Here is a 25,920-nt window from a genome sequence, read left to right as displayed (position 1 = left end):
TCTATGGGTGGCCGGTACCCTTGGGACGTCCGGGCTCCGGCCCTGGACGTTTCACGTGAAACACTCCCCGATCCGCGAAGGCTGGATGAACGACGATGCATCGGTACAGGTCCCACACCTGCGGCGAGCTCCGCGCCTCTGACGTCGGCACCGACGTCCGGCTGAGCGGCTGGCTGCACAATCGCCGAGACCTGGGCGGCATCCTCTTCATCGATCTGCGCGATCACTACGGCATCACGCAGCTCGTCGCCCGCCCCGGCACGCCCGCGTACGAGGCCCTCGACAAGGTGACCAAGGAGTCGACGGTCCGCGTCGACGGCAAGGTCGTCTCCCGCGGCACGGACAACGTGAACCCGGATCTGCCGACCGGTGAGGTCGAGGTCGAGGTCGGCGAGGTCGAGCTGCTCGGTGCCGCCGCCCCGCTCCCCTTCACGATCAACACCGAGGACGGGGTCAACGAGGAGCGGCGCCTGGAGTACCGCTTCCTGGACCTGCGCCGTGAGCGCATGCACCGCAACATCATGCTGCGGTCCTCGGTGATCGCCTCGATCCGCTCGAAGATGGTCGCCCTCGGCTTCAACGAGATGGCCACCCCGATTCTCTCCGCGACCTCCCCCGAGGGCGCGCGCGACTTCGTGGTCCCCTCGCGCCTGAACCCGGGCAAGTTCTACGCCCTGCCGCAGGCGCCGCAGCAGTTCAAGCAGCTGCTGATGATCTCCGGCTTCGACCGCTACTTCCAGATCGCGCCCTGCTTCCGCGACGAGGACGCCCGCGCGGACCGCTCGCCGGGCGAGTTCTACCAGCTCGACGTCGAGATGAGCTTCGTCGAGCAGGAAGACGTCTTCCAGCCGATCGAGAAGCTGATGACGGAGCTGTTCGAGGAGTTCGGCGGCGGCCAGCCGGTCACCTCCCCCTTCCCGCGCATCCCGTTCCGCGAGTCAATGGTGAAGTACGGCTCCGACAAGCCGGACCTGCGCGCGAAGCTCGAACTCACCGACATCACGGACGTGTTCGAGGGCTCGGAGTTCAAGGCGTTCGCCGGCCAGCACGTCCGCGCGCTGCCGGTGCCGGATGTCGCGGCGCAGTCCCGGAAGTTCTTCGACCAGCTCGGCGACTTCGCGGTCACTCTCGGCGCGAAGGGCCTGGCCTGGGTCCGCGTGACCGAGGACGGCTCGCTGACGGGCCCGATCGCGAAGTTCCTCACGGAGGAGAACATCGCGGAGCTGACGAAGCGCCTGTCGCTGGCCCCCGGCCACGCGGTGTTCTTCGGCGCGGGCGAGTTCGAAGAGGTCTCGAAGATCATGGGCGCGGTGCGGGTGGAAGCCGCGAAGCGCGCGGGCCACTTCGAAGAGGGCGTCTTCCGCTTCTGCTGGATCGTCGACTTCCCGATGTACGAGAAGGACGAGGAGACCGGGAAGATCGACTTCTCGCACAACCCGTTCTCGATGCCGCAGGGCGGTCTGGAGGCCCTGGAGACCCAGGACCCGCTGGACATCCTGGGCTGGCAGTACGACATCGTCTGCAACGGCGTCGAGCTGTCCTCCGGCGCGATCCGGAACCACGAGCCCGACATCATGCTCAAGGCCTTCGAGATCGCGGGCTACGACCGTGACACCGTCGAGGAGCAGTTCGCGGGCATGCTGCGCGCGTTCCGCTTCGGCGCCCCGCCGCACGGAGGGATCGCCCCCGGCGTCGACCGCATCGTCATGCTGCTCGCGGAGGAGCCGAACATTCGCGAGACGATCGCGTTCCCGCTCAACGGCAACGCGCAGGACCTGATGATGGGCGCGCCGACGGAGCTGGACGAGACGCGGCTGCGCGAACTGCACCTGTCGGTGCGGAAGCCGCAGCCGAAGTAGTCCGTTCTGTTCAGGCCGTTCTGTTCCGGCCGCAGGTTTTCCTGTGGGAGGGGCTCGAAACCGACGACGGTTTCGAGCCCCTTTCGTATGCGCACAGGATTCACAGCGCATTCTCATGTTCATGCCATGTCGGGCGCCCCTAGCGTCCCCGGCATGACGGATTCCCGAGTACCCCCCATGGATTCTCAGCCCCCCACGGACTCCGAAGTCCCGGAAGACAAAGGCCAGTTGGCACGCCGTACGGTCCTGGTGGCCGGCGGTGTGGCGGTGACGGCGGTGGGCGTCGCCGGAGCGCTGTCGGTGAACGCCTCGGCGCAGGAGAACGCCCCGCGTCCGCAGCCACCGAAAGCGACCGCCTCGGGGGAGGCGTGCTACACCCTCACCTCGGAGCTGACCGAGGGCCCGTACTACATCGACGCGGACAAGATCCGCCGCGATGTGACGGAGGACGAGGAGGGCATCCCGCTCACCCTCGACCTCAAGGTGATCGACGCGGACACCTGCAGACCGCTGCGCAACGCGGCCGTAGACATCTGGCACTGCAACGCGACGGGCATCTACTCGGGCTACGAGGCGAGCAGCGGCGGCGGTGGCGGCCCGGCCCCCACGGGCGCACCGCCGTCGGGCACCCCGACCGGTACCCCGACGGGTGGCCCGCCCGGTGGCGGCGGAGGTCACCAGGGACCGACCGACGCCGACCGCTTCCTGCGCGGCACCTGGCACACGGACCGCCGCGGCCACGTCACCTTCAAGACGGTCTTCCCCGGCTGGTACCAGGGCCGTTGCGTCCACATCCACGTCAAGGTGCACGTCGACGGCGAGTGGACGGACGCGGGCTACGAGGGCGGCCACACCTGCTTCACCGGCCAGCTGTTCTTCGACGAGAAGTCGGTCATCGCGTCGTCGGTCGTGGAGCCGTACGACTCGAACACGGCGACCCGCACGACACTCACCGAGGACGGGATCTACCCCCAGAACGGCCACGAGGGCGGCCTGCTCTACCTCAAGTACGACAGGCGGCGCATCGGGCGGGGCGTGCACGGGCATCTGACGCTGGGGGTGGCGCCGGACGAGACGAACGACGGGGAGGGCGGGGGCGGTCCTGGCGGCCCGGGTCCGTCGGCTTCGGCTTCGCCGTCGGCTTCGGCGTCGTAGCTCCCGCCGTCGCCACGGAGTCGTAGCTCCGGCAGTACACGTCGTCGCTACGGCCGCCAGGCCGCGACCACGTCCTTCGCCCCCCACACCAGGTCTACGGCGTCGTCCGACACCGCGCGGGTGACGCCGGAGAGGGACACGACCGCGAGGCCGGTGCCGCCGGGATCGAATCCGGGAACCTCGGCGGCGCCGGTCCGCAGGGCGTTCAGGTCCTGTTGGTCGAAGGGCGAGGCGAGCCACTTCACCGAGCCGGCGAAGTACACGGACCCGGCCACGGGGGCGCGGTCCGCGCCGATCAGGTCGATCTCCGGTGCGAACCGCCGGTTCCACCAGCCGCCGACGACCTCCGTGCCGGGCCAGGGGAAGTCCTCGGAGGCGGCCGCGGCCAGTTCCAGCGCCTCACGGATCAGGGGCTCGACGGCCCGTCCCCGCCAGGCCGTCCAACGCCGCTCCACGATCCGGTACGCGGCTTCGGGGCGTCCGCGTCTGGAGAGTTCCTGTGCGGACCGGGTCGCGGCCAGGTAGAGCCGCAGGTTGCTGTCGGCCACGCGATAGAGGGCGGGCTTGCCGGGGCTGGTGGACAGCGGCGGGTCCACGGCCAGCACGCGCTTCTCGACGGTGAGGCGTCTGAGCAGCGGGGACAGTACTCCGGAGGGCAGCGCCCCGCTCTGACTGCCCGCGGTCGCGGCGATGTTCGCATGCGTACGGTCTCCGCTCCCGACCGCCTCCAGGACCCGGCGCGTCTGGTCGGGTGCCGGGAACTCGGCCAGGAGCGCCGCCTCCGGCACCCCGAAGAGCGGCGAGGCGGGGTCCGCGCACTCGTCCTTGACGAAGTCGAGCGCCGGTGTCGCGTGCGGCCAGGCACGCAGGATGCCCGGCAGGCCGCCGGAGACGAGATGGGCGTCGATGGCGTCGGCGGCGTCCAGCCCCAGCACGTCTCCGGTCTCGGCGGGATCGAGCGGTCCGAGGACGAGGCTGTCGGCGCGGCCGTAGAACGGGCGGTCGTACGCCGTGAACCGCTCCATCATGTGCAGATCGCTGCCGAGCAGCAGCAGAAGCACCGGCCGCCCGGCCAGCAGCCGGTCCCACGCGGTCTGTAGCGCTCCGTCGAACACGGGGTCCTGCTCGGCGAGCCAGGGCAGTTCGTCGAGGACCACGATGCTGGGTGAGGCGGGCAGGACGGCCGCGAGTGTCCGGAAGGCGTCCGGCCAGTTCGTGGGGGCGGTGGCCGGCACCAGTTCGCGGGCGGCGGGCAGGGAGGACTCCCGCAGCTCCGCGGTGAAGTCGGCGATCCCTTCGACGGGGGAGGCGCCCTTGGTGGCGGTGAAGAAGACGTACGGCACCGCCGCGCCGTCGCAGAACTCCTGCACGAGCCGCGACTTCCCCACCTGCCGGCGCCCCCGTATGGCCACGGCGACGCCGGTGACGTCCGCGGAGACGCGGGCGAGGCGCTTGCGGAGGAGGGCCAGTTCGGTGTGACGGCCGACGAAGGGGGTGGGCATGGGGGCTCCGGGGACTCGGCGAGGTTGTGGCGAGTGCAGGTAGTCAAATTCTACGTAGATTGATTCTACCTAGATTCCTGGATGGATTTCGGAGCCATTCCGGATGGATTGCGGAGGTTCATGGAGGGCTCATGGCGAGCACACAGACGGATCGACGGTCTCCCACAGTGGCGGGGAGTGTCATGGGGCATAGGGGTCGGATCGGCTCGTCCCGTGAACCACGTGAGGTCTGGAGGAAACGATGGGATTCGTTGTGCTGGCATTGCTGTTGATCGCGGGGGCGGTGTTCGCGGTCGTCGTGCTGAGGCGCTCGCAGGGTGACCGGGACGGGTCGGACCTGTCCGATCTCGACGCCGAGGTCGAGGCGAGCGGTTCGGTGCTACGGCTCGGCGCGAGCCTGACCGTTCCCGAGGCGAGGGTCTGGGCGGGCGCCGACGAGGCGGTGACGCGGGCGCTGACGAATGCCGTCGAGTGCCACCGGGCCGCTGCGGCTCAGCTGACCACGGCACGCACGGTGACGGAGTACACCCAGGCGGCCCGCACGGCGCAGGAGGGGCTCGCGTATGTCGCTACGGCGCGGGCGGCGCTGGGGAGTGGGCTGGCGTTGGCGGACTCGGCGGCGTAGGAGCGGGGGCCTGTCCATGGAGGGCATGTCCCGCCAAAGGGCGAGGGTCTTCAAGTCCGCGCGGGCTGTGATGAGTTGTCAGGCCTGGTCGGTGCTGTCCTGGGGCTGAGGCTGGAGTGCCTCGGGGGTCTCGACGAACAGATCCTCCGCCGTGGACGCGGTCAGGGAACGGTCGAACCAGAGGGTGAGGGTGTCGAGGTCGGTGCAGGAGGCGATGCGTTCCTGGATGTGCTCGGGGACGGGATTCCGCGCTTCTCCAGCACGCGCAGGGTGAACGCGGCGCGGTTCTCTGCTCTGCCTTCGGCGTGGCCTTCGAGGTAGGCCTTCTCCATGCTTCCACTCCGGATTTCCGGCTGATTCGGGGGCGTTCGTCGCGTGAACATTCAGGCGGCCGTGGTCAGCTCGCACCAGACGTACTTGCCCTTGCTGCCGTTCCTGGACAGCGGCTGCCAGCCCCATTGGTCGGCGCAGGCCCTGACCAGGCCCAGACCCCGGCCCTCCTCCCCGTCCAGGAGCTTGGTCAACTCCCGTGGAGGCTCCGGGGGTTCGGGGTTCGCGTCCCAGGCGCCGACGCGGAGAGTGCCGGGCTTCCAGGAGACCCGCAGGATCACGGGGCCCTTCGTGTGGCGTACGGCGTTGCCCACCAGCTCCGTTGCGAGGAGTTCGGCGGTGTCGACGAGGCCGATGAGTCCGTGCATCGTCAGGATCAGGCGGAGGGTGTGGCGGCAGACGGTGACTGCGCGGAGGTCGTGGGGGATGGTGAGGGTGTATTCCCAGGGGGTGGCTGGGGCGACTGGTTCTTCGGGTTCGGGCATGGGTGACTCCTGGTCAGGGAGGGGGAGTTGGGGGTCGGCGTGTGGTGCGGGTCGGCGGGCGGTGGCTTGTCGCGGCCGTCATGGCAGGGCGGGGCGGTGCGCTTCCGGGGTCCCGGGGTTCCGCAGGGTGTGCGGCGCGTCACTGACGGTAGGGCATTAATTTGCTCCACGGCAAGCCGCTTGCGTAGTCTGACCCCGCAAGAGGGAAGCCGCGAGCGCCAGTTGAGAAGGGGACGCCATGCCGCCAAGGGGCCGGCCGACTGTGCGGCAGGTGCGGGTGGGCACCGAACTGCGCAGGTTGCGGGAGGCCGCCGGGATGACTGCGCGCGAAGTCGCCCAGTTCCTGGGGTCGACCTCGGCCCAGATGAGCCACATCGAAGCGGGTATCGGTGGAGTCAGCGGTGAGCGTGTTCGCATGCTCGCGGCGCACTACGCGAGTACGGACACCGAGTTGGTCGACGCGCTCGTGGAGATGGCGACAGATCGCACGCGGGGGTGGTGGGAGGAGTACCGGGATGTTCTGCCACCCGTGTTCTGCGACCTGGCGGAGTTGCAGGATCGCGCGGTGTCTCTTCAGGAGATCGCCACGGCGCACGTGCCGGGACTGCTGCAGACCGAGGAGTACTCGCGGGCCGTGTTCACCTACTGGCGTCCGGAACTGCCCGAGCGAGACATCGAGTTGAGAGTCGAGCACCGGTTGCGGCGCAGGGAGGTTCTCGGGGCCGTTCCGTATCTGGCGGTACTCCATGAATCGGTGCTGCGTACGAGGGTGGCCGACCGGCGGGTCGCACAAACGCAGCTCGACACCGTGCTGGAGCTGTCGGACAAGCCAGGAGTCACGGTGCGGGTTATCCCCTTCGACGTGGACGGTTTCGCGGGCGCGAGCGCGGAGTTGCTGTACATGGGCGGTCGCGTGCCGACGCTGGACACAGGACAGCGGGACACTGCCCACGACACAGCGTTCGTGGATGCACCGGCACAGCTCCTAGCCATGCGAACGCTCTTCCGTAAGGTGGAAGCAGTCGCCCTGGACCCGTCCCGGTCCCGGAGCTACCTACACCGCGTCGCCAAGGAGCTGTGAGGCATGATCCAGTGGCAGAAGTCCAGCTTCTCCAATGGGAATGACGGGGCCAACTGCGTGGAAGTGGCTGCCCCTGAAGGTGAATTGCTTCTCCGTGAGAGCGACGACCCCACCCGAATACTCCCCCTCACCCCCACCACTCTCGCCGCCCTCCTCCATCGCATCGACCCGTCCGCAGGTGCCCGGGACCAATGAGGACGGTGTCGGCAAATCCGGCACCGCCGGACCACCCATCCGAAAAGTGTGACACTTCTCGCGGAAGTGTCACACTTTCTCAGCTGCATACGGCTGCCCAGGCCGCTGACGGGGACTGTCCTACGACAGTGACTTGTACCCGCCCCACCCGGTCGCGATCTTCACCCGCGCCCCGAACGACCCCTTGCCGTCACCGGTGTTGCGGTACAGATTGCCGCCGGTGTCGCGGGACACGAGGTCGGGCTTGCCGTCGGCGGTGATGTCTCCGGTGCCGACGACCGTGTTGTACGAGCCGCCCCACGCCGTGAACAGCTTCGCCCGCGCCCCGAACGTGCCCCTGCCGGTGCCGTAGTAGCGGTACACGGTGTTCGACTTGTCCTGGGCCAGCAGGTCGCCGATGCCGTCGCCGTTCACATCACCGACGCCGACGACCTTCTTGTACGTCTTCCAGTTGGTGTACAGCTTCACGCGGGCGGACAGCTTGCCCGCGCTCGTGCCCTTGTAGAGGTAGACGTCCCCGGTGGACGCGTTGCGGGCGATCAGGTCCGGGCGGCCGTCGCCGCTGATGTCGCCGGGTGAAGTCAACACGTCGTACTGGTTCCAGCCGCTCGTTCCCAGTGTCGTGTACGACGTCGACGGCTTCGGCGCCGTACCGCAGGCCGGCTTGTACGCGCGGAGCGCACCGCTGCTCAGCCGGACCAGGACGTCGTTGCAGCGGTCGCCGCTCAGGTCGCCGAAGGGGACCGCCTTCACGGTCGTCGGCCAGCCGCTGCCGCTGATCCTGCCGGAGAACGTGCCCTTGCCCGTGCCCAGTTGATACGTCAGCGCGCCCGAGGAACTGAGCGTGAGGAGGTCGCCGGTGCCGTCCGGAACGGTCGACGTGCCGCCGAAGTCGTGGGCGACCGCCGCTCCGCCGGTGACCGTGACCGTGCCCGAGGCGAGCTTCACGGCCGTGGCCGCGCCCGCCTGGGTGGCGCGCAGGGTCCAGGTCAGCGGGCCGTTGGAGGCGTAACTCCCGGACGACGTACGGCCGTTCCAGGTCAGCGTGGCCTTGAGGCCGTCGGCCGTGCCGGTCAGGGTACGGACCGTTTTGCCGGCCCGGTCGGTGACGGTCACCGTGAAGGACGAGGTGGGCCTGCTGAGTTGCCAGGTCGGCGTCCAGGCCTTGCCGGACGCGGTGGTGCCCTTGAGCGCGGCGGTCGCCGGGACGGTGGAGGCGGTGACGGCGAGCGTGGGCCAGCTGGTCCGCGAGCTGTACAGGCGGTCGTCGCTGCTCGCGGTCGCGTTGCCGGTCCAGACGGCGGTCGCGGTGCCGTCCGCGCCGACGCTGACCTTGCCGAGGACGAACGCGGCGGCCGAGCCGGGCAGTTGGACGGCGGTGGTCCAAGTGCCTTCGCTGCGCACGGACTCCATCAGCTCGCGCTCGTCGCCGTGGCCGCTCTCCTGGGTCCACAGCGCGTGCACCGTGCCGTCGGCGGTGACGGTCGCGTCGTACTGCTCGGGGACGTAAGCCGTCGACAGTGTCCGTACGGCCGACCAGACGCCGGTGTCCGCCTCGCGGGTGGCGGTGCGGGTGCCGAAGGTGCTCGTGTAGTCGACCCAGACGAGGGTGACGTCGCCGTCGGGCGCGATCAGCGGCTCCGGGGTGTCGGCGAGGTTCTCCGTGGCCGTCACGGACTGCGGCGCGGACCAACTGCCGTCCGCCGCCGAGCGGTTGACCGTGAAGATGGTCGAGTCCTCGGATGCGTCCGTGCCCTTGTAGGCGACCGTCACGGAGCCGTCGTCGGCCGCCGTGGCCTCGGGATTGCTGATCGACACGTAGGAAGCGGTCGCCGCCGTCGACGCGGTCCAGGCGGTGGCGCCGGACGCCCTGGACACCGTACGCACCGAGGCGGATTCGCCCGCCGTCTGCTTGTACACGACGACGGTCGTGCCGTCGGGGGTGACGGCGACACTCGGCGCGTAGGCCGAGTCCGCCCCCTCCACGGTGGCGGCGCTGAGCTGTACGGGCGCCGACCAGGTGCCGTCCGTGCCGCGGGCGGCGGTGTGGACCTCGGGTTTCGACGCGCTGGTGGCCCTGGTGCTCCAGACCGCGGTGAGTGTGCCGTCCGGGCCCTCGGCGAGGTCGATGCCGCCGTCGGACCAGGTTTCGTCGGGGCCCACCAGTTCGGTGGGCGCGGACCAGCCGGAGTGGTCGGCCGCCAGCACGGCACTGACCAGACGGATGTTCAACCCTCCCGATCCCGGGGCGGTTTCGTTCGGGTACTCCACCCACAGCGCGGTGACCGTGCCGTCGGCGGAGGCGTGCAACTTGACGTTGCCGGCCTCGGTCGGGGTCGTGGCGAGCAGCGCGGGCGTGTTCCACGTGTCACCGGCGACCGGACGGACGGCGGCGTACAGCTGCCGTCCGTTGCCGCTCCCGAACTGGTTCCACACGGCCACGGCGGAGCCGTCGGACGCGGTGACGACATCCACGACGGAGGCCTTGCCGTCGGTGATCGGAGTGGCGGTCGCGGCCCAGGGGGCGACCGGAGCGGCGGCCGCGGATCCGGCGGCCAGGACCGGCAGCAGGGTGCCGCCCGTCAGAGCGAGCGTCACCGAGGTGATCGCGAACGCCGTCCGGCGCCGCGAAAGGGCGTATCTGCCCACGTGTTCATCCCTCCCCGCGGAGAGACACCCTCTCCGCACAAGTGTGCGGACATTACCAGCGCTTTTACTTCCGGAAGCAGGAGGGTCCCGCTCCCGTCGACTTCAGAATTCATGGGAACCCACAGCCCACACCCATGCTTCTTACAGGCCCCTTACCTACCGTCCGGGCATGACGGGAACCGAAACAACCAACGAGTCGCCGGAACAACCGCGTAGCCAATCCCCCGCGCACAAACGGGACTTGACCCGGCGCAAGGTCGTCGTCGCGGGCGGGGCCGCCGTTGCCGCGGTGGGTGTGGGCGGAGGGCTTGCCGCGAGTGCGTTCGCGGACGGGGCGACTCCCACCGCGCCCGGGAAGAGCAAGGCCAGTGCCGGCGAGGCGTGTTACACGCTCACCTCGGAGACCACCGAGGGGCCGTACTACATCGACGCCGACAAGATCCGGCAGGACATCACCGAGGACGAGGTGGGCATTCCGCTGACCCTCACCCTCAAAGTGATCGACGCGGAGACCTGCAAGCCGCTCCGGGACGCCGCCGTCGACATCTGGCACTGCAGCGCGCTCGGCATCTACTCCGGTTACGAGGCGATGAGCAGCGGTGGGGGTGGTGGCGCTCCGACTGACGCGCCCTCGGGTACGCCGACCGACACAGCGTCCGGTACTCCCACCGGCGAACCCCCGTCCGGCGCCCCCTCCGGCGGAACCGGTGGCGGGCACTCCGAACCAACCGACGACGAGCGGTACTTGCGCGGTACCTGGAAGACCGACAAGCGTGGCTACGTCACCTTCAAGACGGTGTTCCCGGGGTGGTACCAGGGCCGTTGCGTCCACATCCACGTCAAGGTGCATGTCGACGGTGAGTGGACCGACGCGGGTTATGAAGGCGGGCACACCTGCCACACGGGCCAGCTCTTCTTCGACGAGAAGTCCGTGCTCACGTCGGCGACGGTCGAGCCGTACTCCACCAACACCACCACCCGCACCACCCTCACCGAGGACACGATCTACCCGCAGAACGGCCACGAAGGCGGACTGCTCTTCCTGGACTACGACAAGAAGCGCATCGCCAAGGGCGTCCGCGCCCACCTGACGATGGGCGTCGCCCCGGACGAGACCCACGACAGCACCGACACCCAGCCGAGCGCATCCGCGTCGGCATCCGCATCCGCGTCCTGATGGATCGTTAACTGTGCTCAGGATCAAGAAAGTTGGCGGGCCGCGGCAACCTTCTTGATCCTGACGGCCACTGAGGAGTCGTAACCCCTCACCCCGCACCGAAGGACTCCCCGTGGCCACCCCCGCTCCCTCCTCCTCCCACCGCCGTTCCCTCCGCAAGCGCCGCACGATCGTCGTCACGGCCGCTGCCGCCGCCGCAGGCATCGGCGCCGGGTTCCTCGTGCTCAACGCGAACGCGGCCAGTACCACCGCGACCGCCGTCGACCTGTACCACCAGACGCTCGCCGCCAAGGACGGCTGGGCGTCGTCCGGTACCGGTACCACCGGCGGTGCGAAGGCCGATGCCGCGCACACCTTCACCGTCAGCACCCGCGCCCAGCTCGTGAAGGCGTTGGGGTCCGCCAGTGACACCGCCCCGCGGATCGTCAAGATCAAGGGGACGATCGACGCCAACACCGATGACTCCGGGAAGAAGCTGACCTGCGCCAACTACGCGGCGGGTACCGGGTATTCGCTGGCCGCCTACCTCAAGGCCTTCGACCCCTCCACCTACGGCACCTCCAAGCTGCCCTCCGGTACGCAGGAGAAGGCGCGGGCGGCGGCGCAGGTCAAGCAGGGGAAGAACATCATCTTCCGGGTGCCCGCCAATACGACCGTCGTGGGCGTGCCCGGCACCAAGGCCGGGATCACCGGCGGCATGCTGCAAGTGCAGAGCGTGGACAACGTGATCGTGCGGAACCTGACCTTCGCCGCCACCCAGGACTGCTTCCCGCAGTGGGACCCGACCGACGGGGACAGCGGCAACTGGAACTCGCAGTACGACGCCGTGACCCTGCGCGGTGCCACGCACGTCTGGGCGGACCACAACACGTTCACCGACGCACCCGGGCTCGACACCTCCGACCCCACCTACTACGGGCGCCAGTACCAGATCCACGACGGCGACCTCGACATCACCAAGGGCTCGGACCTGGTGACCGTCGAGCGCAACCAGTTCACCAACCACGACAAGACGATGCTCATCGGCAGCAGCGACACCGACAGCGTCGGCAAGCTGCGCGTCTCCATCCACCACAACGTGTGGAAGGGGATCGTGCAGCGGGCGCCGCTGGCCCGGATCGGGCAGATTCACATCTACAACAACTTCTACGACACCACGAACCTCAACGGGTACGTCCTCCAGTACAGCGTCAACTCCCGTGCCAAGGCGCAGGTCGTCGCCGAGGACAACTACTGGAGGATTCCCGCGAGTCAGAAGGTCGGCAAGCTGTTCAGCGGTGACGGGACCGGGTCCATCGCCGGCGGCGGCAACCTCGTCAACGGCACCGCCACCGACCTCGTCGCCGCCTACAACGCCGCCAACTCCAAGAAGCTGAAGACCACCGTGAACTGGACGCCGACCCTCACGGCCGGGCTGGAGACGTCGGCGAAGAATCTGCCGACGGAACTCGCGACCACGACCGGGGCCGGGGTGCTCAACTAGCCTGAGGCAAACGGACGTTGCCTCAGATCAGTTGCCTCAGATCAGCCAGAGCAGGCCGTTCCCGCCCAGGGTCGTGAGGCTCTTCTGGGTGAGGCCGACCGCGGGGGCGGTGAACAGCTTGCTGCCCGTGGCCGTCGGGTGGGAGGTGCCGCCGGGCAGGACCCAGACCGCGCCCGTGTCCAGGTTCTCGCCCGCCGCGCTCACGAACAGCTCCGGCTTGCCATCCTTGTTGACGTCCCCGACCGAGACCGTCGTACCGAAGAAGTCGTCGATCTCGGAGGCGCCGGGGACGCCGGCCGTGTCCTGGGTGAACGAATAGGCGCCCGTGCCGAGCGCGCCCGTGCGGCGGCCCGGGATCACGGTCACCGCTCCGGCCCGGGTCTTGCCCGCGACGCCTTCGAACGGGGCGCCTACGACGATGTCGGCGAGCCCGTCCCGGTTGAGGTCGGCCACGGCCAGCGCGCCGCCGAACTCGTCGTCCTTCTCGCTCGCCCCGGGCACCCCGGCGGTGTCCTGGGTGACCTGTACGGGCTCGGCGGTCGCCGCGATGCCCCTCGCGGTGCCGTAGTAGACCAGGACGCGTCCGCCCAACGCGCCGTCCACACCGGCGACATCGGGCTCCCAGGGGTCGCCGACGACAAGGTCGGCGTACCCGTCGCCGTTGACGTCGCCCGAGGCGGCGATGAGACCGTTGCCCCGCTTCGGCTGCATGACGGTGGTGGCCGGGTCGACGTAGACCTCGCCACCGCTCAGGTCGCTGAGGCCCTGGGTGGCGACGGCCAGGTCGAGCACGGTGTCGCCGTCGAAGTCGCCGAGCGCGACGCTCGCCGGGGAGGCGGTGTTCTGGTCGGGTACGGCCGAACCGTAGGTGCCGGTGCGGCTGAACGGTCCCTTGAAGACCAGGGAGTCCGATCCGGCGACCGCGACCTGCGTCCTGCTGCCCGCGCCGATGCTCAGAGCGGCCAGGTCGGTGCCGTACCGCTCCAGGTAGTCCGACGGCGCCGGCAGGTCGGTCGCCGTCGTCAGCCCGTTCTTGCCGCCCCACAACACGGTGACCAGGCCCGCGTCCTTGCCGCGGGCCGTGTCCTCGTACGGCGTGGAGACCACGAGGTCCGCGTAGCCGTCCCGGTTGAGGTCGGCCGTCGCGGTGGCGGAGCCGAACCCGTCGTTCGCCTCTGCCGTGCCCGGTACCCCGGTGGTGTTCTGGGTGATCGTCTTACGGTGCGACGCCGACAGGCCCGACGAGGCCCCGTACAGGATGACGACCGCGCCCGCCGATTCCTTGCCGGCCACGTTCGCGCCGGGCGCGGGCAGGACGGCGTCGCGGTACCCGTCGCCGTTGAAGTCGCCGGGGACCGCGCCGTGGACCGCGAACGCGGGTGCGGCGGGCAGCAGCGAGCCGCCGGCCAGCACCGCGGCCACCGTCGCCACGGTTCTCCATCTGCCCCTGGCCGTCCGTGACTTGAGCATGTGAGTCCCCTCCCACCCCGGGCGCATCCCCTGTGCGCCGACAACTGACGCGCAGTGTAAGGGCCCTGGCTGTGCGGGAGTTGGATATTCAAAGGCATGTCCCAGGAGCAGGCGCTCAGCCGTCGTACGTGCCGTCCCACGGCGGCCCGAAAGCATGCCGGTCCGGGTACAGCTCCGCCCAGCTGCCGTCCTCGTCCTCCTCGACCAGCAGGCCGAACAGGACGCCGTCGACGGTGCGTTGGAAGGGGCGGATCGCGATGTCGGTGTAGCTGCGGCGGGGGAGGGCGCGGAGCAGTTTCGCCAGGTGGATGCGGGCCTGGGAGAGGACCGAATCGTCGCCGTGCGGGGCGCGTTGCTGCTCGGCCCAGGTGCCGGCGCACCAGATCTCCGAGTCGCGGTAGCGGCCCGCGGCGTCGAAGGTGTGGAGCACCGTGTAGAGACGTTTCTGCTCTTCCCAGCCGTCGTCGGGACGGAAGCCTTGGGGGAACGCGTAGGTGACCGACGCCAGGAACTGGCCGTCCGCGTAGCGGCCGACGGCGCCGCTGCGTTGATTCGGCTCGTAGGCGATCGGAATGACCTCGGGGACTGCCATGGCGGAACCTTACGGGTTGGCGCGAACACGTCTACGACGGGGTCGGTCAGCGAGACCGTGCGACCTCGCCGAGTTGCCCCTGGGTCAAGGGTGGCACCTCGATCGGGTGGGCCGCACCGGCCCGCAGACCGCCTCCGGCTCGAAGTCGGGGCGCGACTACGCCCTGAACCTCGACGCCGCGCTCGCCGACAAGGGTGTCCACGCCGGGAACCTGGTCATCGGCGGACTCATGAGCGCGGCGACATCCACCGACTGGTGACGTCGAACCCCGGGCAGTTCGGGAACGTCGGCGACCGGACCCTCGACCCGGACGAACTCGCCGACGGCGCCTGGGAGTTGGTGGCACGGCGGGACCGCGCGGAGGAGACGTTCAGCGTGCTCGGCTGAGGAGTTCCGGCCGAGCACGCCGGGTCACGCCTGGTCGCCGCCGAAGCGCTCCTTGTACGTCTCCAGGTCCTCGTCCGTGAGCTTCGCGAAGAGGACCGGGGGGACGGTGAAGGGGGTGCCCGCGGGGACGGCGGACAGCGATTTCGCCTCGGCTGCGGAGATCCAGGTCGCCGTGTCGTCCGGCAGGGCGAACGCCGCGCGCATGGCCGCCGAGGAGGACGGGATGAAGGGTTCCGAGACCACCGCGTAGAGGTGGATCAGGTTCATCGCGGTGCGGAGGGTGAGGGCCGCGGCCTCCGGGGCGGTCTTGATCTCCAGCCAGGGGGCCTTCTCCTCCAGGTAGGAGTTGCCGGCCGACCACAGGGCGCGGAGTGCCGCCGCGGCCTTGCGGAACTGGAGGGACTCCATCTGGGTCTCGTACTCCGCCAGGAGATCGGCGATCTGCTCGCCCAGCTTCGTCTCCGGCTCGCCCGCCGCCGCGCCCGCCGGGACCTCGTCGCCGAAGCGCTTCTTCGAGAAGGAGAGGACCCGGTTGACGAAGTTGCCGAGGGTGTCGGCCAGGTCCTTGTTCACCGTGGCGGTGAAGTGCTCCCAGGTGAAGGACGAGTCGTCCGACTCGGGGGCGTTGGCGATGAGGAAGTAGCGCCAGTAGTCCGCCGGGAGGATGGCCAGGGCCTGGTCGGTGAAGACGCCGCGCTTCTGGGACGTGGAGAACTTGCCGCCGTAGTACGTCAGCCAGTTGAAGGCCTTGACGTAGTCGACCTTCTTCCACGGCTCGCGTACGCCGAGTTGTGTGGCGGGGAACATCACCGTGTGGAACGGGACGTTGTCCTTCGCCATGAACTCCGTGTAGCGGACCGGGTTCTCGCCCTGGTCGGACTCGTACCACCAGGACTTCCAGTCCCTGTTCCCCGGGTCCTCGTCCGACCACTCCTTCGTCGCGCCGATGTACTCGATCGGGGCGTCGAACCAGACGTAGAAGACCTTGCCCTCCGCGGCCAGCTCGGGCCAGGTGTCGGCGGGGACCGGGATGCCCCAGTCCAGGTCGCGGGTGATCGCGCGGTCGTGCAGGCCCTCGGTCAGCCACTTGCGGGCGATGGAGGACGCGAGCTGCGGCCACTCCTCCTCGTGGGCCGCGACCCACTCCTCGACCTCGTGCTGGAGCTTCGACTGGAGGAGGAAGAGGTGCTTGGTCTCACGGACCTCCAGGTCCGTGGAGCCGGAGATCGCGGACCTGGGGTTGATCAGGTCCGTGGGGTCCAGGACGCGGGTGCAGTTCTCGCACTGGTCGCCGCGGGCCTTGTCGTAGCCGCAGTGGGGGCAGGTGCCCTCCACGTAGCGGTCCGGGAGGAAGCGGCCGTCGGTGGGCGAGTACACCTGGCGGATGGCGCGCTCTTCGATGAAGCCGTTCTCGTTGAGGCGGCGGGCGAAGTGCTGGGTGATCTCGCGGTTCTGGGGGGAGGAGCTGCGGCCGAAGTAGTCGAAGGCCAGCGCGAAGCCGTCGTAGACCGCCTTCTGCGCGTCGTGCGCCTGCGCGCAGAACTCCGCTACGGGGAGGCCCTGTTCCTTCGCGGCCAGCTCGGCCGGGGTGCCGTGTTCGTCCGTCGCGCAGATGTAGAGGACGTCGTGGCCGCGCTGGCGGAGGTAGCGGGAGTACACGTCCGCCGGGAGCATGGACCCCACCATGTTGCCCAGGTGCTTGATCCCGTTGATGTACGGAAGGGCGCTGGTGATGAGGTGTCGAGCCATCGGGGGGCTGCTCCCAGGTCGGTGTGTTGCTGTTGCTGCGAACCTTGAAATCGTATCCGACATGGGTGTGCCGCCCGCCTCCCGTTTTACGGGGTGGAAGCGGGCGGCACATGGTCCTGCGGGTACTGCTCCGTGGCTACGGGCGCCAGTCGATCAGTACGCCGTCGTAGAGCTCCGCGTCCGTGAGCTCCAGGGGGGTCGGGCCCGCGTGGAAGAAAGCCGTGTTGTCGGTCTTCAGCTTGCGGAGGTAGTCGAAGGCCTTGTTCTCGTGGTCGCCGAACGCGACGAACGAGAAGAACACGGAGGCGTGTGACTTCGCCGCGTCCGTGAGGGACTGGGTGGCCGGGGTCTTCGCGTCCGGGGCGCCGTCCGTCTGGAAGACGACGAGGGCGGGGGTGCCGGGGGTGACGTTCTTGTCGTAGTGCGTGAGTACGGCTTCTACGGCGGCGTGGTAGCTGGTGCGGCCCATGCGGCCGAGGCCGGCGTGGGCCTCGTCGATCGCGTTCTCGGGGGAGGTGGGCGTGAGGTCTGTGGTGCCGTCGACCTCGGTGGAGAAGAAGACGACGTGGACGTCGGGGGTGGGGTCCGGGTCCAGGTGGGTCGCGAGGGCGAGGGTCTGGTCGGCGAGGGCTTGGGCGGAACCGTCCTTGTAGTACGGGCGCATGCTCGCGGAGCGGTCCAGGACGAGGTAGAGCTTCGCTTGGGTACCGGTGAGGTTGGCCTTGGCGAGAGCGAGCGCGGCGGAACCGGCCCCTACGGCCTCGGCTACGCCCTCGGCCCCGATCGTTTCCCCACCCGCACCGCCCGTGATGCTCTCGTCGTCGGGTGCGGGTGGCCCCTGTGGGGCGGACTCGCCGTCGGCGGCCGCGGCCAGGGGGGCGGGCACGGCTGCGTCCGCGCCTGCGGCGACTGGTTCCGCGGCGGGTTCGGTGACGGGTTCTGCCACCGGTTCCGCTGCGGGTGCGGGGGTGGTGGCCTCGGCAGTCACCGGTTCCGCGGCGGGCTCCGGCTCGGCTTCCGGTTCCGGCGTGACATCGGCGACCGGCGCCACCTCGGGCTCGGCCTCCGCGACGGGCTCGGCTTCCGCCTCCGGCGCCACGTCAACCGCGGGCGCAGCTTCTGCCTCGGGCTCGGCCACCGGCGCCACGTCAGCCGCAGGCGCGGCTTCCGCCTCAGCGTCGGCAACCGGCTCGGCTTCCACGACCGGCTCCGCTTCGGCCTCCGGCGTCACGTCAACCGCAGACCCGGCTTCCGCCTCGGTCTCAACGACCGGCTCCACCTCGGCAACTGGCTCAGCGACAGCCTCCGGCGCCGGCTCAACGGCCACCTCGGTCACCGGCTCAACAGCCGTCTCGGTCACCGGCTCGGCGACCACGGCGGCAGTCGGCTCGGCGACCACCTCGGCGGTCGGCTCTGCAACCGCCTCCGAGGTCGGCTCGGCAACAGCCTCCGCAGCCTCCGTCGTCGCCCCCGGTTCCGGCTCGGCCGTACCCCCGGTGCCCTCCGCTCCCTCCGTCGACGTCGCCGGCTTCGGGACCGAGACGTTGTCGAAGGCCAGTGCCACGAGGTCGTGTTCGTCGTCCTCCAGGGTGGAGGACGGGCGGGGTTCCGGGACCGTGGCCGTTGCCGCGGGGGTCGGCTTCGGGGTCGAGGTGAGGTCGGGTTCTGTGGAGGGGGACGGGACCTTCGCGTCCGGCTCCGCTGTCACCGTGGTCGGCTGCTCTTGCGAAGGAGTGCGTTCCGCACCCTCTGCTCCGGCGGCACGCTCCTTGCGTGACCTGCCGAATGCATTCCGCAGGAGAGTGAGAATGCCCATGTGCGCAACCCTTCGCGTGAGTTGAAGCCGTCAATCCCTGGCCAGGACGGACACGTAAGGTTAGCGGCCCCGAACGGCGATCTTCGGCAGGGGCGGAACCCCTGCCGGGACGATCACCGGGTTGAGCGGGCCTTTTGTGCCGTGCGCGCCCTGCGGATCCGGTCGGGAGCGAAGGCGTCGATGGTTCCCGCGCCCTGTCCTGGGGTCTCGTTCCAGCCGTTGATCGTGCCGGCGAGGTCTCCGAGCCGACGGTCACCGGGTCGGTGCCCGCCTGTGCGCCGAGCGGGTAGAAGAGCGGCCGTACGGCGATGGCCGTCCCGGAGAGGTGGTTGCTCTCGAAGGCGGCGCCGATCCCGCGCCGGGTGGTGTACCTGGTGAGCTCGCCGGGCCGCAGGGGAACTTCCACCCCTGCGGCGCCCTCGACGCTGAAGCGGGTGGAGAACCGCTCCGGCCGTCGGCCCGGTACCGAGCAGGAGGGCTTGACGGCGGGGCAGCCGGGATGCGGACGCCTCGTTCACGATGTGTGTCCATTCCTGTGCTTGTCGCGGATGACCATGACGGCGCATACGAGAGTGGCGGCGACACAGGCGTAGATCAGGGGATTCACCAATGCCGGAACGAAGCTGTAGGTGCGTCCGCTGTTCCAGTGGCAGGTGGCCGTGAGCGGGAAGACGCGCTGCTCGAACCAGTTCGCGTTCCGGGGCCATCGGATGGCTTCGTTGCCGCATCCCTTCGCGAAATCGACCGGGACGACGAACCAGAAGAGACTGAAGGAGTAGACGAGCACGGATGTTCCCGCCGAGAACAGGAGCCCGGGAAGCCGGCGCTTTCCCGCCTGCCACCGCTTGATTCCCCGTCCGAAGAGCAGCACCGGTGCGATGAGAGCTGTCAGGACTACGACAGCGAGGAAGTTCAGCATGCTGTTGCCTTCCGGGCGGGGCGCTCTGGCTCTCCAACTCTGCCCGCGACGCGATCGCTTCGGCGAATCCCTGGCAGAATTCGGTCTGCCTTTCTTGAGTTGTCTCGTTCAGGGCGTGCTTGTGAACGAGCGGAAAGGGCGGAGCTGAGCGGAACAATGAATTCCGGATTGTGCCGTGAATTCTGGCCGGATGGATCCTTGGTGGTCGTTGAAATTACCGTCGACGATCGTCGCGGTCAACGGATTGATAAGGGGAGGGAATAGCCCAATTCAACTGACGCTGCTCAGTGCGGCGACGCGATCGCCCGTGCCGCCGCCACTTCCTGTCGCAACGGCTCCAGCACACTCTCCGCCGGGCCCGTCAGATCCGTGCGGACCTCCACCAGCACCTCCGACTCGCGTACGCCCTCCGACAACTTCCGGAGCTGGAGCGTCACTTGGGTCACCTCAGCCGGGGAGGGCGGGGGTGCTCCGTGCTTCACCCGCACCCTGGCCGCCGTCGTCGCGTCGACGATCCGCTCCACGGCCACGACCAGGGGGAGCCAGCCGGCGGCGAGGCGGCCGGTGGGCGGGGGTTCGGTGAGGGCGCGCTGGAACTCCGTACGGATGACGGACAGGTCGCGGTAGAGGCGGCGGCGCATACGGGCACGGGCGGCCGGATCCACCTCCGCACCCGCCCCCGGTCCCGCAACGGAACCCTCCGACGTGCCGAACGCCGACTCCACATACGCCGCCGTGTCCGCCACCGCCTCCGCCAACCGGTCCCCCACCCGCGTGTGCCAGCTCTCCGGCCAGAGGAGATAGCCCGCGACCAGCGCGATCCCGCAGCCGATCAGCGAGTCCACCAGGCGGGGGAGCAGCAGCGCCGTGCCCTGGTGGTTCAGGACGTCGGAGAGGAGGAGGATCACCGGGGTGATCGCCATCGTCTGGTAGCCGTAGCCGCGTGGGGTCAGGGCCGGGATCAGGGGAGCCAGGACGAGCAGGACCAGGACGTCCCACCATCCCCCATAGCCTGAAACGGCATGGGGGGACCCCCATCGCGGTACCACCGACAGCACCGCCGCCGCGATCACCAGGCCCGCCACCGTGCCGAGCGCGCGCAGCAGTGCCCGGGAGAAGACCGAGCCGAAGTCGGGCTTCATGACGAAGGTGATGGTCAAGGCCACCCAGTACGAGCGTGCTACGGGGACCGTCGAGACCAGGATCTGCGCCAGGCCGACGCAGACCGCCAGGCGTAGGCCGTAGCGCCAGGAGCCCGAGGACAGCAGGACGTTGCGGGCGGCCCTCGCGGTGCGGATACGGAGCGCCGCCGGGCGGCCCAGGCGGTCGTCGATGCCTCTCGGGTCCACGTCCGGGGCGGTGACGACCTCGGCCGCGTGGCGCAGGGCGTGGTCGACCGCGCGGGTCGTCTCGCCGGTCGGGGTGGGGAGGTCGAGGCCTATCGGGCCCGTGTAGCCCGTTTCCACGGCGTGGGCCAGGTGGCGGACCGCCTCGCGGATCTGGGGTGGGAGGGGTTGGCCGGACTGGTGGACCGCGGGGGCTGCCTCCACCACGGGCGTGATGGCGTTCAACTGGGCCAGCAGGCGGGTGAGTTCGGGGCTGCGGCCGTGGTGGCGGGCTCTGCGGGCGAGGACGAGGTCGTACGACTGGTTCAGGGACTGGGTGACTGCCCGGCGGGCCGCGTCGTAGCCGGCTGTGGGGTCGTCGCCGCATGTCGCCAGGAGGTCGGCGACCGTGCGGTAGGTGTTCGCCACCGCAGATCGCTCCGGGACTCCGGAGCGCAACGGCCAGGCCAGCAGGGCGAGAAGGAGGACCAGGAGGCCGCCGCCGGACATCAGGGCGGGGGCCAGCCACCATGCGCCGGGGAGCGGAAGTCCCGCGCCGATCACCGAGTTGAGGAGCAGGAGCAGGCCCGATACGGAGGCCACCGCGCCGATCGTCGAGATCATCCCGGAGACGAGCGCGATGCCGGTGAGCGCGGCGACCGCGTACCAGCCGTGGCCGTACACCGCGGAGCCGAGCGTGACGCCGATCGCGCCGAAGAGCTGGGGGATCGCGATGTTGAGGATGCGCATGCGGTACGCGTCGGCGGTGTCGCCGATCACGCCGGAGAGGGCACCCATGGAGGCGAGGGCGCCGTAGGCCGGTTGCCCGACGGCCAGGCCGATGGCGAAGGGGAGGGACATCGCGATGGCGGCGCGGGCGATGGCAGGCCAGTTGAGGGGGGCCTGCTGGGGTTGGAGGTTCCTCACCAGCCAGTCGGGGGGTGTGAGGCCGATGGGGAACTCGCGGGACATGCGCCCATTATGAGCGGCCCCTCTCCTTATTCGTGCTGGTGAAGTGTGATGTCGACCAGCAGGGCGCGGTGGTCGGTGTCGGCGATGTCGAGGAAACGGGCGCTGTTCGCGGAGAAGTCCGGGGAGAGGAGGACATGGTCGATCTGGGTGCCGAAGGTGGGGGTGAACCTCCCCCACTGCCTAAAGGGCGTGGGAGGTGCCCCCATCGGCCAACTGGGGGTGCGGGGGTGCCCGGCCATGCGGGCCGCGTCGCGCAGGCCCGTGTCCAGGATGCGGCGGAAGGCCGCGTGGTCCTGGGAGGAGTTGAAGTCACCGGCCAGGATCGTGGGGGTGGTGGGATCGGCGGCGGCGAAGGTACGGAGCCTGCCCAGCTCGCGGCGCCAGAGACCGACCTGGTTCGGCAACGGGGGCATGGGGTGCGCCAGTTGGAGCCGTACGGAATGACCGGCCACGTCGGCCACCGCGCCCGGCATGCCCATCGTGCCGGTGACGCCCTTCGTGCCCTTGAGCGGGAAGCGGCTCAGGACGACCGACCCGTGCGAGCCGGCCGCCGCCACCGCCTGCCGGTACGGGAACTCGGTGCCGAACTCCCTTTGCAGCGTGGCCTGGCAGGTGTACTCGCACTCCTCCACGAACACCACGTCCGGCCGCTCCCGCCGGATCACCGGCACCAGGGAGCCCGTCCCCCGCCCGAACTCCACGTTCGAGGTCAGCACCCGGAACTCTGCGATCGCCGGGCCGCTCGGGTCCCCGCTCTTCCCGTACGGCTCGATGAACCACGCCAGCAGACCCAGCAGCGCGACGCCCCAGACCAGGCCCAGTCGCCAGCGGGTGAAGAGGGAGAGGAACAGGCCGAGGCCGGTCGGGGCCAGCAACCAGGGCAGGAACGCGAGGAGTTGGGGGACGGGAGTGATGGCGTCCGTGTCCGCCGTACGGCAGCCGACGACCACGCTCACGCCGGTGAACAGCAGCCCGGCGCACCATCGCCAGAAGCGGCGCGCGCGATGGCGTTCGGGCACGAAGTCGGCGGCGGTCCACTCGGTGGTCGCGGTGCCCAAGGGGTTACCTTCCGCCGGTGGACGTAGATGTCCGAATCATCCCACGTGTGCCAGGAACTCCCCCAGCATCTCGTTGAACTCCTCCGGGCGTTCGAGATTCGGCAGATGGGCCGCGCCCTCGATCACCCGGAGCGTGGAGTCGGGGAGCGCCGCGTGCATCGCCTCCGCGTCGGAGACGGGGGTGTAGGTGTCGTCGGCGCCCACGACCACCAGGGCCGGGACCGTCATCCGGGTCAACAGGGCGCGGTAGTCGGGGCGTTGGGTGCGGGCGCGCAGGGCGGCCGCGGCGGACCCGGGGTCGGTGGCCGTCATCATGCGGTGGACGTGTGCCTTGACCCGCGGGTCAGCGGACGGCGCCACCATCCGCTCCAGCACCTCGTCGGCGTAACCGCGCATGCCCTCGCGGAGGAGGCGGTCGGCCGTGGTGTTCCGGGTGCGGGCGGCCTCCGGGGTGTCCGCCGACGGGAAGGTGTCGGCGAGGACGAGACCCCGGACGCGGTCACCGAACCGGCCGTAGCAGTCCATCGCGATCTGGCCGCCCATCGACAGGCCCGCCAGCACGAACGTCTCCACCCGCTCCTTGTCCAGCAGGGCCTCGACGTCGGTGGCGAAGTCCGAGAAGTCGGTGACACCGGAGGGCGAGGGGGAGCTGCCGTAGCCGCGCAGGTCCGGGGCGATGACCCGGCGACCGGGGGAGAACGCCTCGATCTGCGGGGTCCACATCGTGTGGTCGAAGGGATGGCCGTGGATGAGGACAAGGGGGAGATAGGGGGAAGTAAGGGGTGGCATGTGATCGACCCTAGATCCGCTCAACTTCTCGGTGCAATAAGATCTTTGCCCTCGGTGCAATTCAGGGAGGGGAGGGCGGATGGCGGACTACCGGCACATCGCCGACCGCGTCGCGGGTGACATCGCCTCCGGACGGCTCCGGCCGGGTCAACGGCTGCCCCCGCAGCGGGTGTTCGCCCGGCAGCGCGGGATCGCCGGGTCGACGGCCGGGCGCGTCTACGCCGAACTCGGGCGCCGGGGGCTGGTGGTGGGGGAGGTCGGCCGCGGCACCTTCGTGCGGGCCGCGGCGGCGGGGCCGTACGGGCAGGCGATCGTCGAGGCGGCGACCACCGCCCCGGTGAACCTGGAGCTCAACTACCCTTCCGCGCGCGGCCAGTCGGAGCTGCTGGCCCCCGCCCTCGCGCCGCTGCTCCGCCCGGACGTCCTGACCGAGGCCCTGCGCCCGGCGGCCGCGACCGGCACCGCGGCGGCGCGCGAGGCCACGGCCGAGCTGCTGGCCACTCCCGCCTGGCGCCCCGCCCCCGACCGGATCCTCTTCAGCGGCAACGCCCGGCAGGCCATCGCCGCGACCCTCGCCTCCCTCGTCCGGCCGGGCGGCCGGGTCGGGGTCGAACCGTTGACGTATCCGCTGGTCAGGGAGATCGCGGAGCGGCTCGGGGTCACCCTGGTCGCGTTGGCGGCGGACGGGGACGGGCCTCGTCCGGAGTCGGTGCGGGCCGCACATCGCACCGCTCCCCTCTCCGCGCTCTATCTCCAGCCGACGCTCCACAATCCGACCTCGGTGACGACGAGCGAGGCGCGGAAGCGGGAAATCGCCGATGTCGTGCGGGAGTTGGGGCTGCCCGTCGTCGAGGACCGGATCTGGTCCTTCCTTCATCCGGACTCCCCCGCGCCGCTCGCCGCCTACGCGCCCGGACTCGTGCACGTCGTGGACGGGCTGTCGAAGCGGGTCGCGCCGGGGCTCACCGTCGGATTTCTCGTCGTACCGGAGGGGCGGGTCGAGGCCGTGGGTGCCGCGCTCCGGTCGGGCGGGTGGAGTGCGGGGCGGTTCGCGCTGGAGGCGGGGGTGCGGTGGATGACCGACGGGACTGTGGCGCGGCTGGTCGCGGCCAAGCGGGCGGACGCGGCGGCCCGACAGCGGCTGGTGGGCGAGGAGTTGGGCGGGTTCGCCGTACGGGCCGATCCGCTCACCTATTACGCCTGGTGGGAGTTGCCCGCGCCGTGGCGGGCCGACACCTTCACCGCCGCCGCGGCGGCGCACGGGATCGCGGTCACGCCCGGGACCGCCTTCAGCGTGGATCCGAAGGTGACCCCGGACGCGGTCAGACTTGGGCTCGCGTCGGCTGCTGTGCCCGATCTGCGGCGGGCGTTGCGGACGCTCGCCTCTCTCGCAGCAGGCGCAGCAGCAGGAACTCCCGTACGGGGCGCGCGTATCGGGTGAGCCAGGCCAGCGCGGCCACCGTGAGGCCCACGCCCAGGAGCAGCCAGGCGACCGTGCGCAGGGTCGCGGTCAGGGCGTCGTAGATCGCGCCGCCCGCCGCGCCGGAGAGCTCGGCCGGCAGGTCGGCGACGGTGAAGTGGCGGCCGATCGCGAGCGCGAGGCCGAGCAGCGCGCCGCCCAGGGCCGTGCCGAGCGCGGTCGCGGTGATCGCGCGACGGCGGCGCACGGCGACGGCGATACCGGTGACGGCGAAGACGGCGGCGGCCACGGGGAGCCAGAAGCCGGCGACCTCAAGCACGTGGAACTCCCTCCGGAGCGGGCCCAGTTCACCGGCCGGGAGAACCTCGACCCGGGTGTGCTGGACGGGGATGTTGTTCGCCAACGGGAGGTTCTCGTGGGCGAGTTGGTGTTTGACGCTGGCGGTGACCGGGGCGAGGTCGACGGTGACGGTGCCGGACCGTCCCTCGTCCTGGAGGGCGCTCAGGACGGCGTCGTGCGTGACGCGATTGCCCTCGTCCCAGGCCACGCGGAAGGCCTCGGTCTTCGTGAACGAGCGGACCGCGTCGTGCACGAACGGCGCCATCACGCCCTGGGTCGCGCTCATCCGGACCCCGCCGACCCTGGCTCCGCCGACCTGGATCCCGCCGATCCGCACCTCGCGCAGGATGCCCGCGCCGACCGTGTCCGCGATCGCGTCCCGTACGGCCGGGTCCGCGGCCAGCGGCGCCATCGTCGTGACGTAGCGGCCGGAGTCGGTCAGGCCGTACGCCGCCCAGGCTGCCAGCGCGCCGAAGGGCGTGAGGAGGCAGGAGAGGGCGACGAGGACGGCCGACAGGGCGCTCCGGAGACGTGGGGGCACCT

22 protein-coding genes are annotated in these 25,920 nt (G+C 70.1%); 10 read left to right on the top strand and 12 right to left on the bottom strand.

The genetic code is table 11. From position 1 onward, the window contains the following. Positions 1 to 95: 95 nt before the first annotated feature. Together aspS and OG194_RS22910 are read left to right on the top strand one after the other, a co-directional pair. A complete protein-coding gene (gene aspS / locus OG194_RS22915) occupies positions 96 to 1,859 on the top strand; it encodes an aspartate--tRNA ligase (RefSeq protein WP_327402698.1) in 1,764 nt (587 codons plus the stop codon). Positions 1,860 to 2,036: 177 nt separating this feature from the next. After that, entirely contained in the window at positions 2,037 to 3,014 is a 978-nt protein-coding gene (locus tag OG194_RS22910) for an intradiol ring-cleavage dioxygenase (protein WP_327402697.1), read from the top strand. Between the two features lie 47 nt (positions 3,015 to 3,061). On the opposite strand, the gene OG194_RS22905 is transcribed toward OG194_RS22910, so the two are convergent. After that, a complete protein-coding gene (locus OG194_RS22905; protein WP_327402696.1) occupies positions 3,062 to 4,516 on the bottom strand; it encodes an AAA family ATPase in 1,455 nt (484 codons plus the stop codon). A gap of 241 nt (positions 4,517 to 4,757) precedes the next feature. On the opposite strand from OG194_RS22905, the gene OG194_RS22900 reads away from it, so the two are divergent. Further along, a complete protein-coding gene (locus OG194_RS22900) occupies positions 4,758 to 5,141 on the top strand; it encodes a hypothetical protein (protein WP_327402695.1) in 384 nt (127 codons plus the stop codon). Between the two features lie 383 nt (positions 5,142 to 5,524). On the opposite strand, the gene OG194_RS22895 is transcribed toward OG194_RS22900, so the two are convergent. Next, positions 5,525 to 5,956, bottom strand: coding sequence for an ATP-binding protein (locus tag OG194_RS22895; protein ID WP_327402694.1), 432 nt, complete (start codon positions 5,954 to 5,956; stop codon positions 5,525 to 5,527). Between the two features lie 238 nt (positions 5,957 to 6,194). Here OG194_RS22895 and OG194_RS22890 point away from each other — a divergent pair, with 238 nt between their 5' ends. Further along, positions 6,195 to 7,037, top strand: a complete 843-nt coding sequence (locus OG194_RS22890) for a helix-turn-helix domain-containing protein (protein WP_327402693.1) — start codon at positions 6,195 to 6,197, stop codon at positions 7,035 to 7,037. 3 nt (positions 7,038 to 7,040) lie between these two features. After that, on the top strand, positions 7,041 to 7,232 hold the full coding sequence (locus OG194_RS22885; protein WP_327402692.1) for a DUF397 domain-containing protein: 192 nt from the start codon (positions 7,041 to 7,043) through the stop codon (positions 7,230 to 7,232). Positions 7,233 to 7,352: 120 nt separating this feature from the next. Here the strand turns inward: OG194_RS22885 and OG194_RS22880 are convergent, their stop codons facing one another. After that, positions 7,353 to 9,881 carry an FG-GAP-like repeat-containing protein gene (locus tag OG194_RS22880; RefSeq protein WP_327402691.1) on the bottom strand — a complete coding sequence of 843 codons (2,529 nt, stop codon included), beginning with the start codon at positions 9,879 to 9,881 and terminating at the stop codon, positions 7,353 to 7,355. A gap of 169 nt (positions 9,882 to 10,050) precedes the next feature. Between OG194_RS22880 and OG194_RS22875 the strand changes: the two genes are divergently transcribed. After that, complete coding sequence (locus OG194_RS22875) at positions 10,051 to 11,058, top strand: intradiol ring-cleavage dioxygenase (protein ID WP_327402690.1); 1,008 nt, start codon at positions 10,051 to 10,053, stop codon at positions 11,056 to 11,058. A 112-nt stretch (positions 11,059 to 11,170) separates the two neighbouring features. Beyond that, the gene (locus OG194_RS22870; RefSeq protein ID WP_327402689.1) at positions 11,171 to 12,541 is read left to right on the top strand and encodes a pectate lyase family protein; all 1,371 of its coding nucleotides are present in this window, start codon (positions 11,171 to 11,173) and stop codon (positions 12,539 to 12,541) included. 36 nt (positions 12,542 to 12,577) lie between these two features. Here OG194_RS22870 and OG194_RS22865 read toward each other — a convergent pair whose 3' ends face one another. Both OG194_RS22865 and OG194_RS22860 read right to left on the bottom strand, forming a co-directional pair. Beyond that, complete coding sequence (locus tag OG194_RS22865; RefSeq protein ID WP_327402688.1) at positions 12,578 to 13,972, bottom strand: VCBS repeat-containing protein; 1,395 nt, start codon at positions 13,970 to 13,972, stop codon at positions 12,578 to 12,580. Positions 13,973 to 14,126: 154 nt separating this feature from the next. Then, entirely contained in the window at positions 14,127 to 14,603 is a 477-nt protein-coding gene (locus OG194_RS22860) for a hypothetical protein (RefSeq protein WP_327402687.1), read from the bottom strand. 106 nt (positions 14,604 to 14,709) lie between these two features. Here OG194_RS22860 and OG194_RS22855 point away from each other — a divergent pair, with 106 nt between their 5' ends. Both OG194_RS22855 and OG194_RS22850 read left to right on the top strand, forming a co-directional pair. Further along, positions 14,710 to 14,862: a hypothetical protein gene (locus OG194_RS22855; protein WP_327402686.1), complete on the top strand. Its 153-nt coding sequence runs from the start codon at positions 14,710 to 14,712 to the stop codon at positions 14,860 to 14,862. After that, a complete protein-coding gene (locus tag OG194_RS22850; RefSeq protein WP_327402685.1) occupies positions 14,859 to 14,990 on the top strand; it encodes a hypothetical protein in 132 nt (43 codons plus the stop codon). Before OG194_RS22855 ends, OG194_RS22850 begins: the two co-directional genes overlap by 4 nt. A gap of 24 nt (positions 14,991 to 15,014) precedes the next feature. Here the strand turns inward: OG194_RS22850 and metG are convergent, their stop codons facing one another. The 6 genes from metG to OG194_RS22820 form a co-directional block, all read right to left on the bottom strand. Further along, positions 15,015 to 16,739, bottom strand: coding sequence for a methionine--tRNA ligase (metG, locus tag OG194_RS22845; protein WP_327402684.1), 1,725 nt, complete (start codon positions 16,737 to 16,739; stop codon positions 15,015 to 15,017). Between the two features lie 136 nt (positions 16,740 to 16,875). After that, a complete protein-coding gene (locus OG194_RS22840; RefSeq protein WP_327402683.1) occupies positions 16,876 to 18,555 on the bottom strand; it encodes a VWA domain-containing protein in 1,680 nt (559 codons plus the stop codon). A 514-nt stretch (positions 18,556 to 19,069) separates the two neighbouring features. Next, entirely contained in the window at positions 19,070 to 19,474 is a 405-nt protein-coding gene (locus OG194_RS22835; RefSeq protein ID WP_327402682.1) for a hypothetical protein, read from the bottom strand. Between the two features lie 284 nt (positions 19,475 to 19,758). After that, positions 19,759 to 21,771, bottom strand: coding sequence for an FUSC family protein (locus tag OG194_RS22830; RefSeq protein ID WP_327402681.1), 2,013 nt, complete (start codon positions 21,769 to 21,771; stop codon positions 19,759 to 19,761). A 26-nt stretch (positions 21,772 to 21,797) separates the two neighbouring features. Next, entirely contained in the window at positions 21,798 to 22,829 is a 1,032-nt protein-coding gene (locus OG194_RS22825; RefSeq protein WP_327402680.1) for an endonuclease/exonuclease/phosphatase family protein, read from the bottom strand. Positions 22,830 to 22,865: 36 nt separating this feature from the next. Beyond that, entirely contained in the window at positions 22,866 to 23,618 is a 753-nt protein-coding gene (locus OG194_RS22820; RefSeq protein ID WP_327402679.1) for an alpha/beta fold hydrolase, read from the bottom strand. 79 nt (positions 23,619 to 23,697) lie between these two features. Here OG194_RS22820 and OG194_RS22815 point away from each other — a divergent pair, with 79 nt between their 5' ends. Next, positions 23,698 to 25,059: an aminotransferase-like domain-containing protein gene (locus tag OG194_RS22815; RefSeq protein ID WP_327402678.1), complete on the top strand. Its 1,362-nt coding sequence runs from the start codon at positions 23,698 to 23,700 to the stop codon at positions 25,057 to 25,059. Here OG194_RS22815 and OG194_RS22810 read toward each other — a convergent pair. Continuing rightward, positions 24,941 to 25,918, bottom strand: a complete 978-nt coding sequence (locus tag OG194_RS22810) for a hypothetical protein (protein ID WP_327402677.1) — start codon at positions 25,916 to 25,918, stop codon at positions 24,941 to 24,943. The genes OG194_RS22815 and OG194_RS22810 overlap by 119 nt on opposite strands. Positions 25,919 to 25,920: the final 2 nt, after the last annotated feature.

It is taken from the genome of Streptomyces sp. NBC_01288 (genome assembly GCF_035982055.1).
GTDB lineage: Bacteria > Actinomycetota > Actinomycetes > Streptomycetales > Streptomycetaceae > Streptomyces.
Note: the sequence above shows the minus strand (reverse complement) of the source record. Positions and strands in the feature narration are given on the sequence as shown.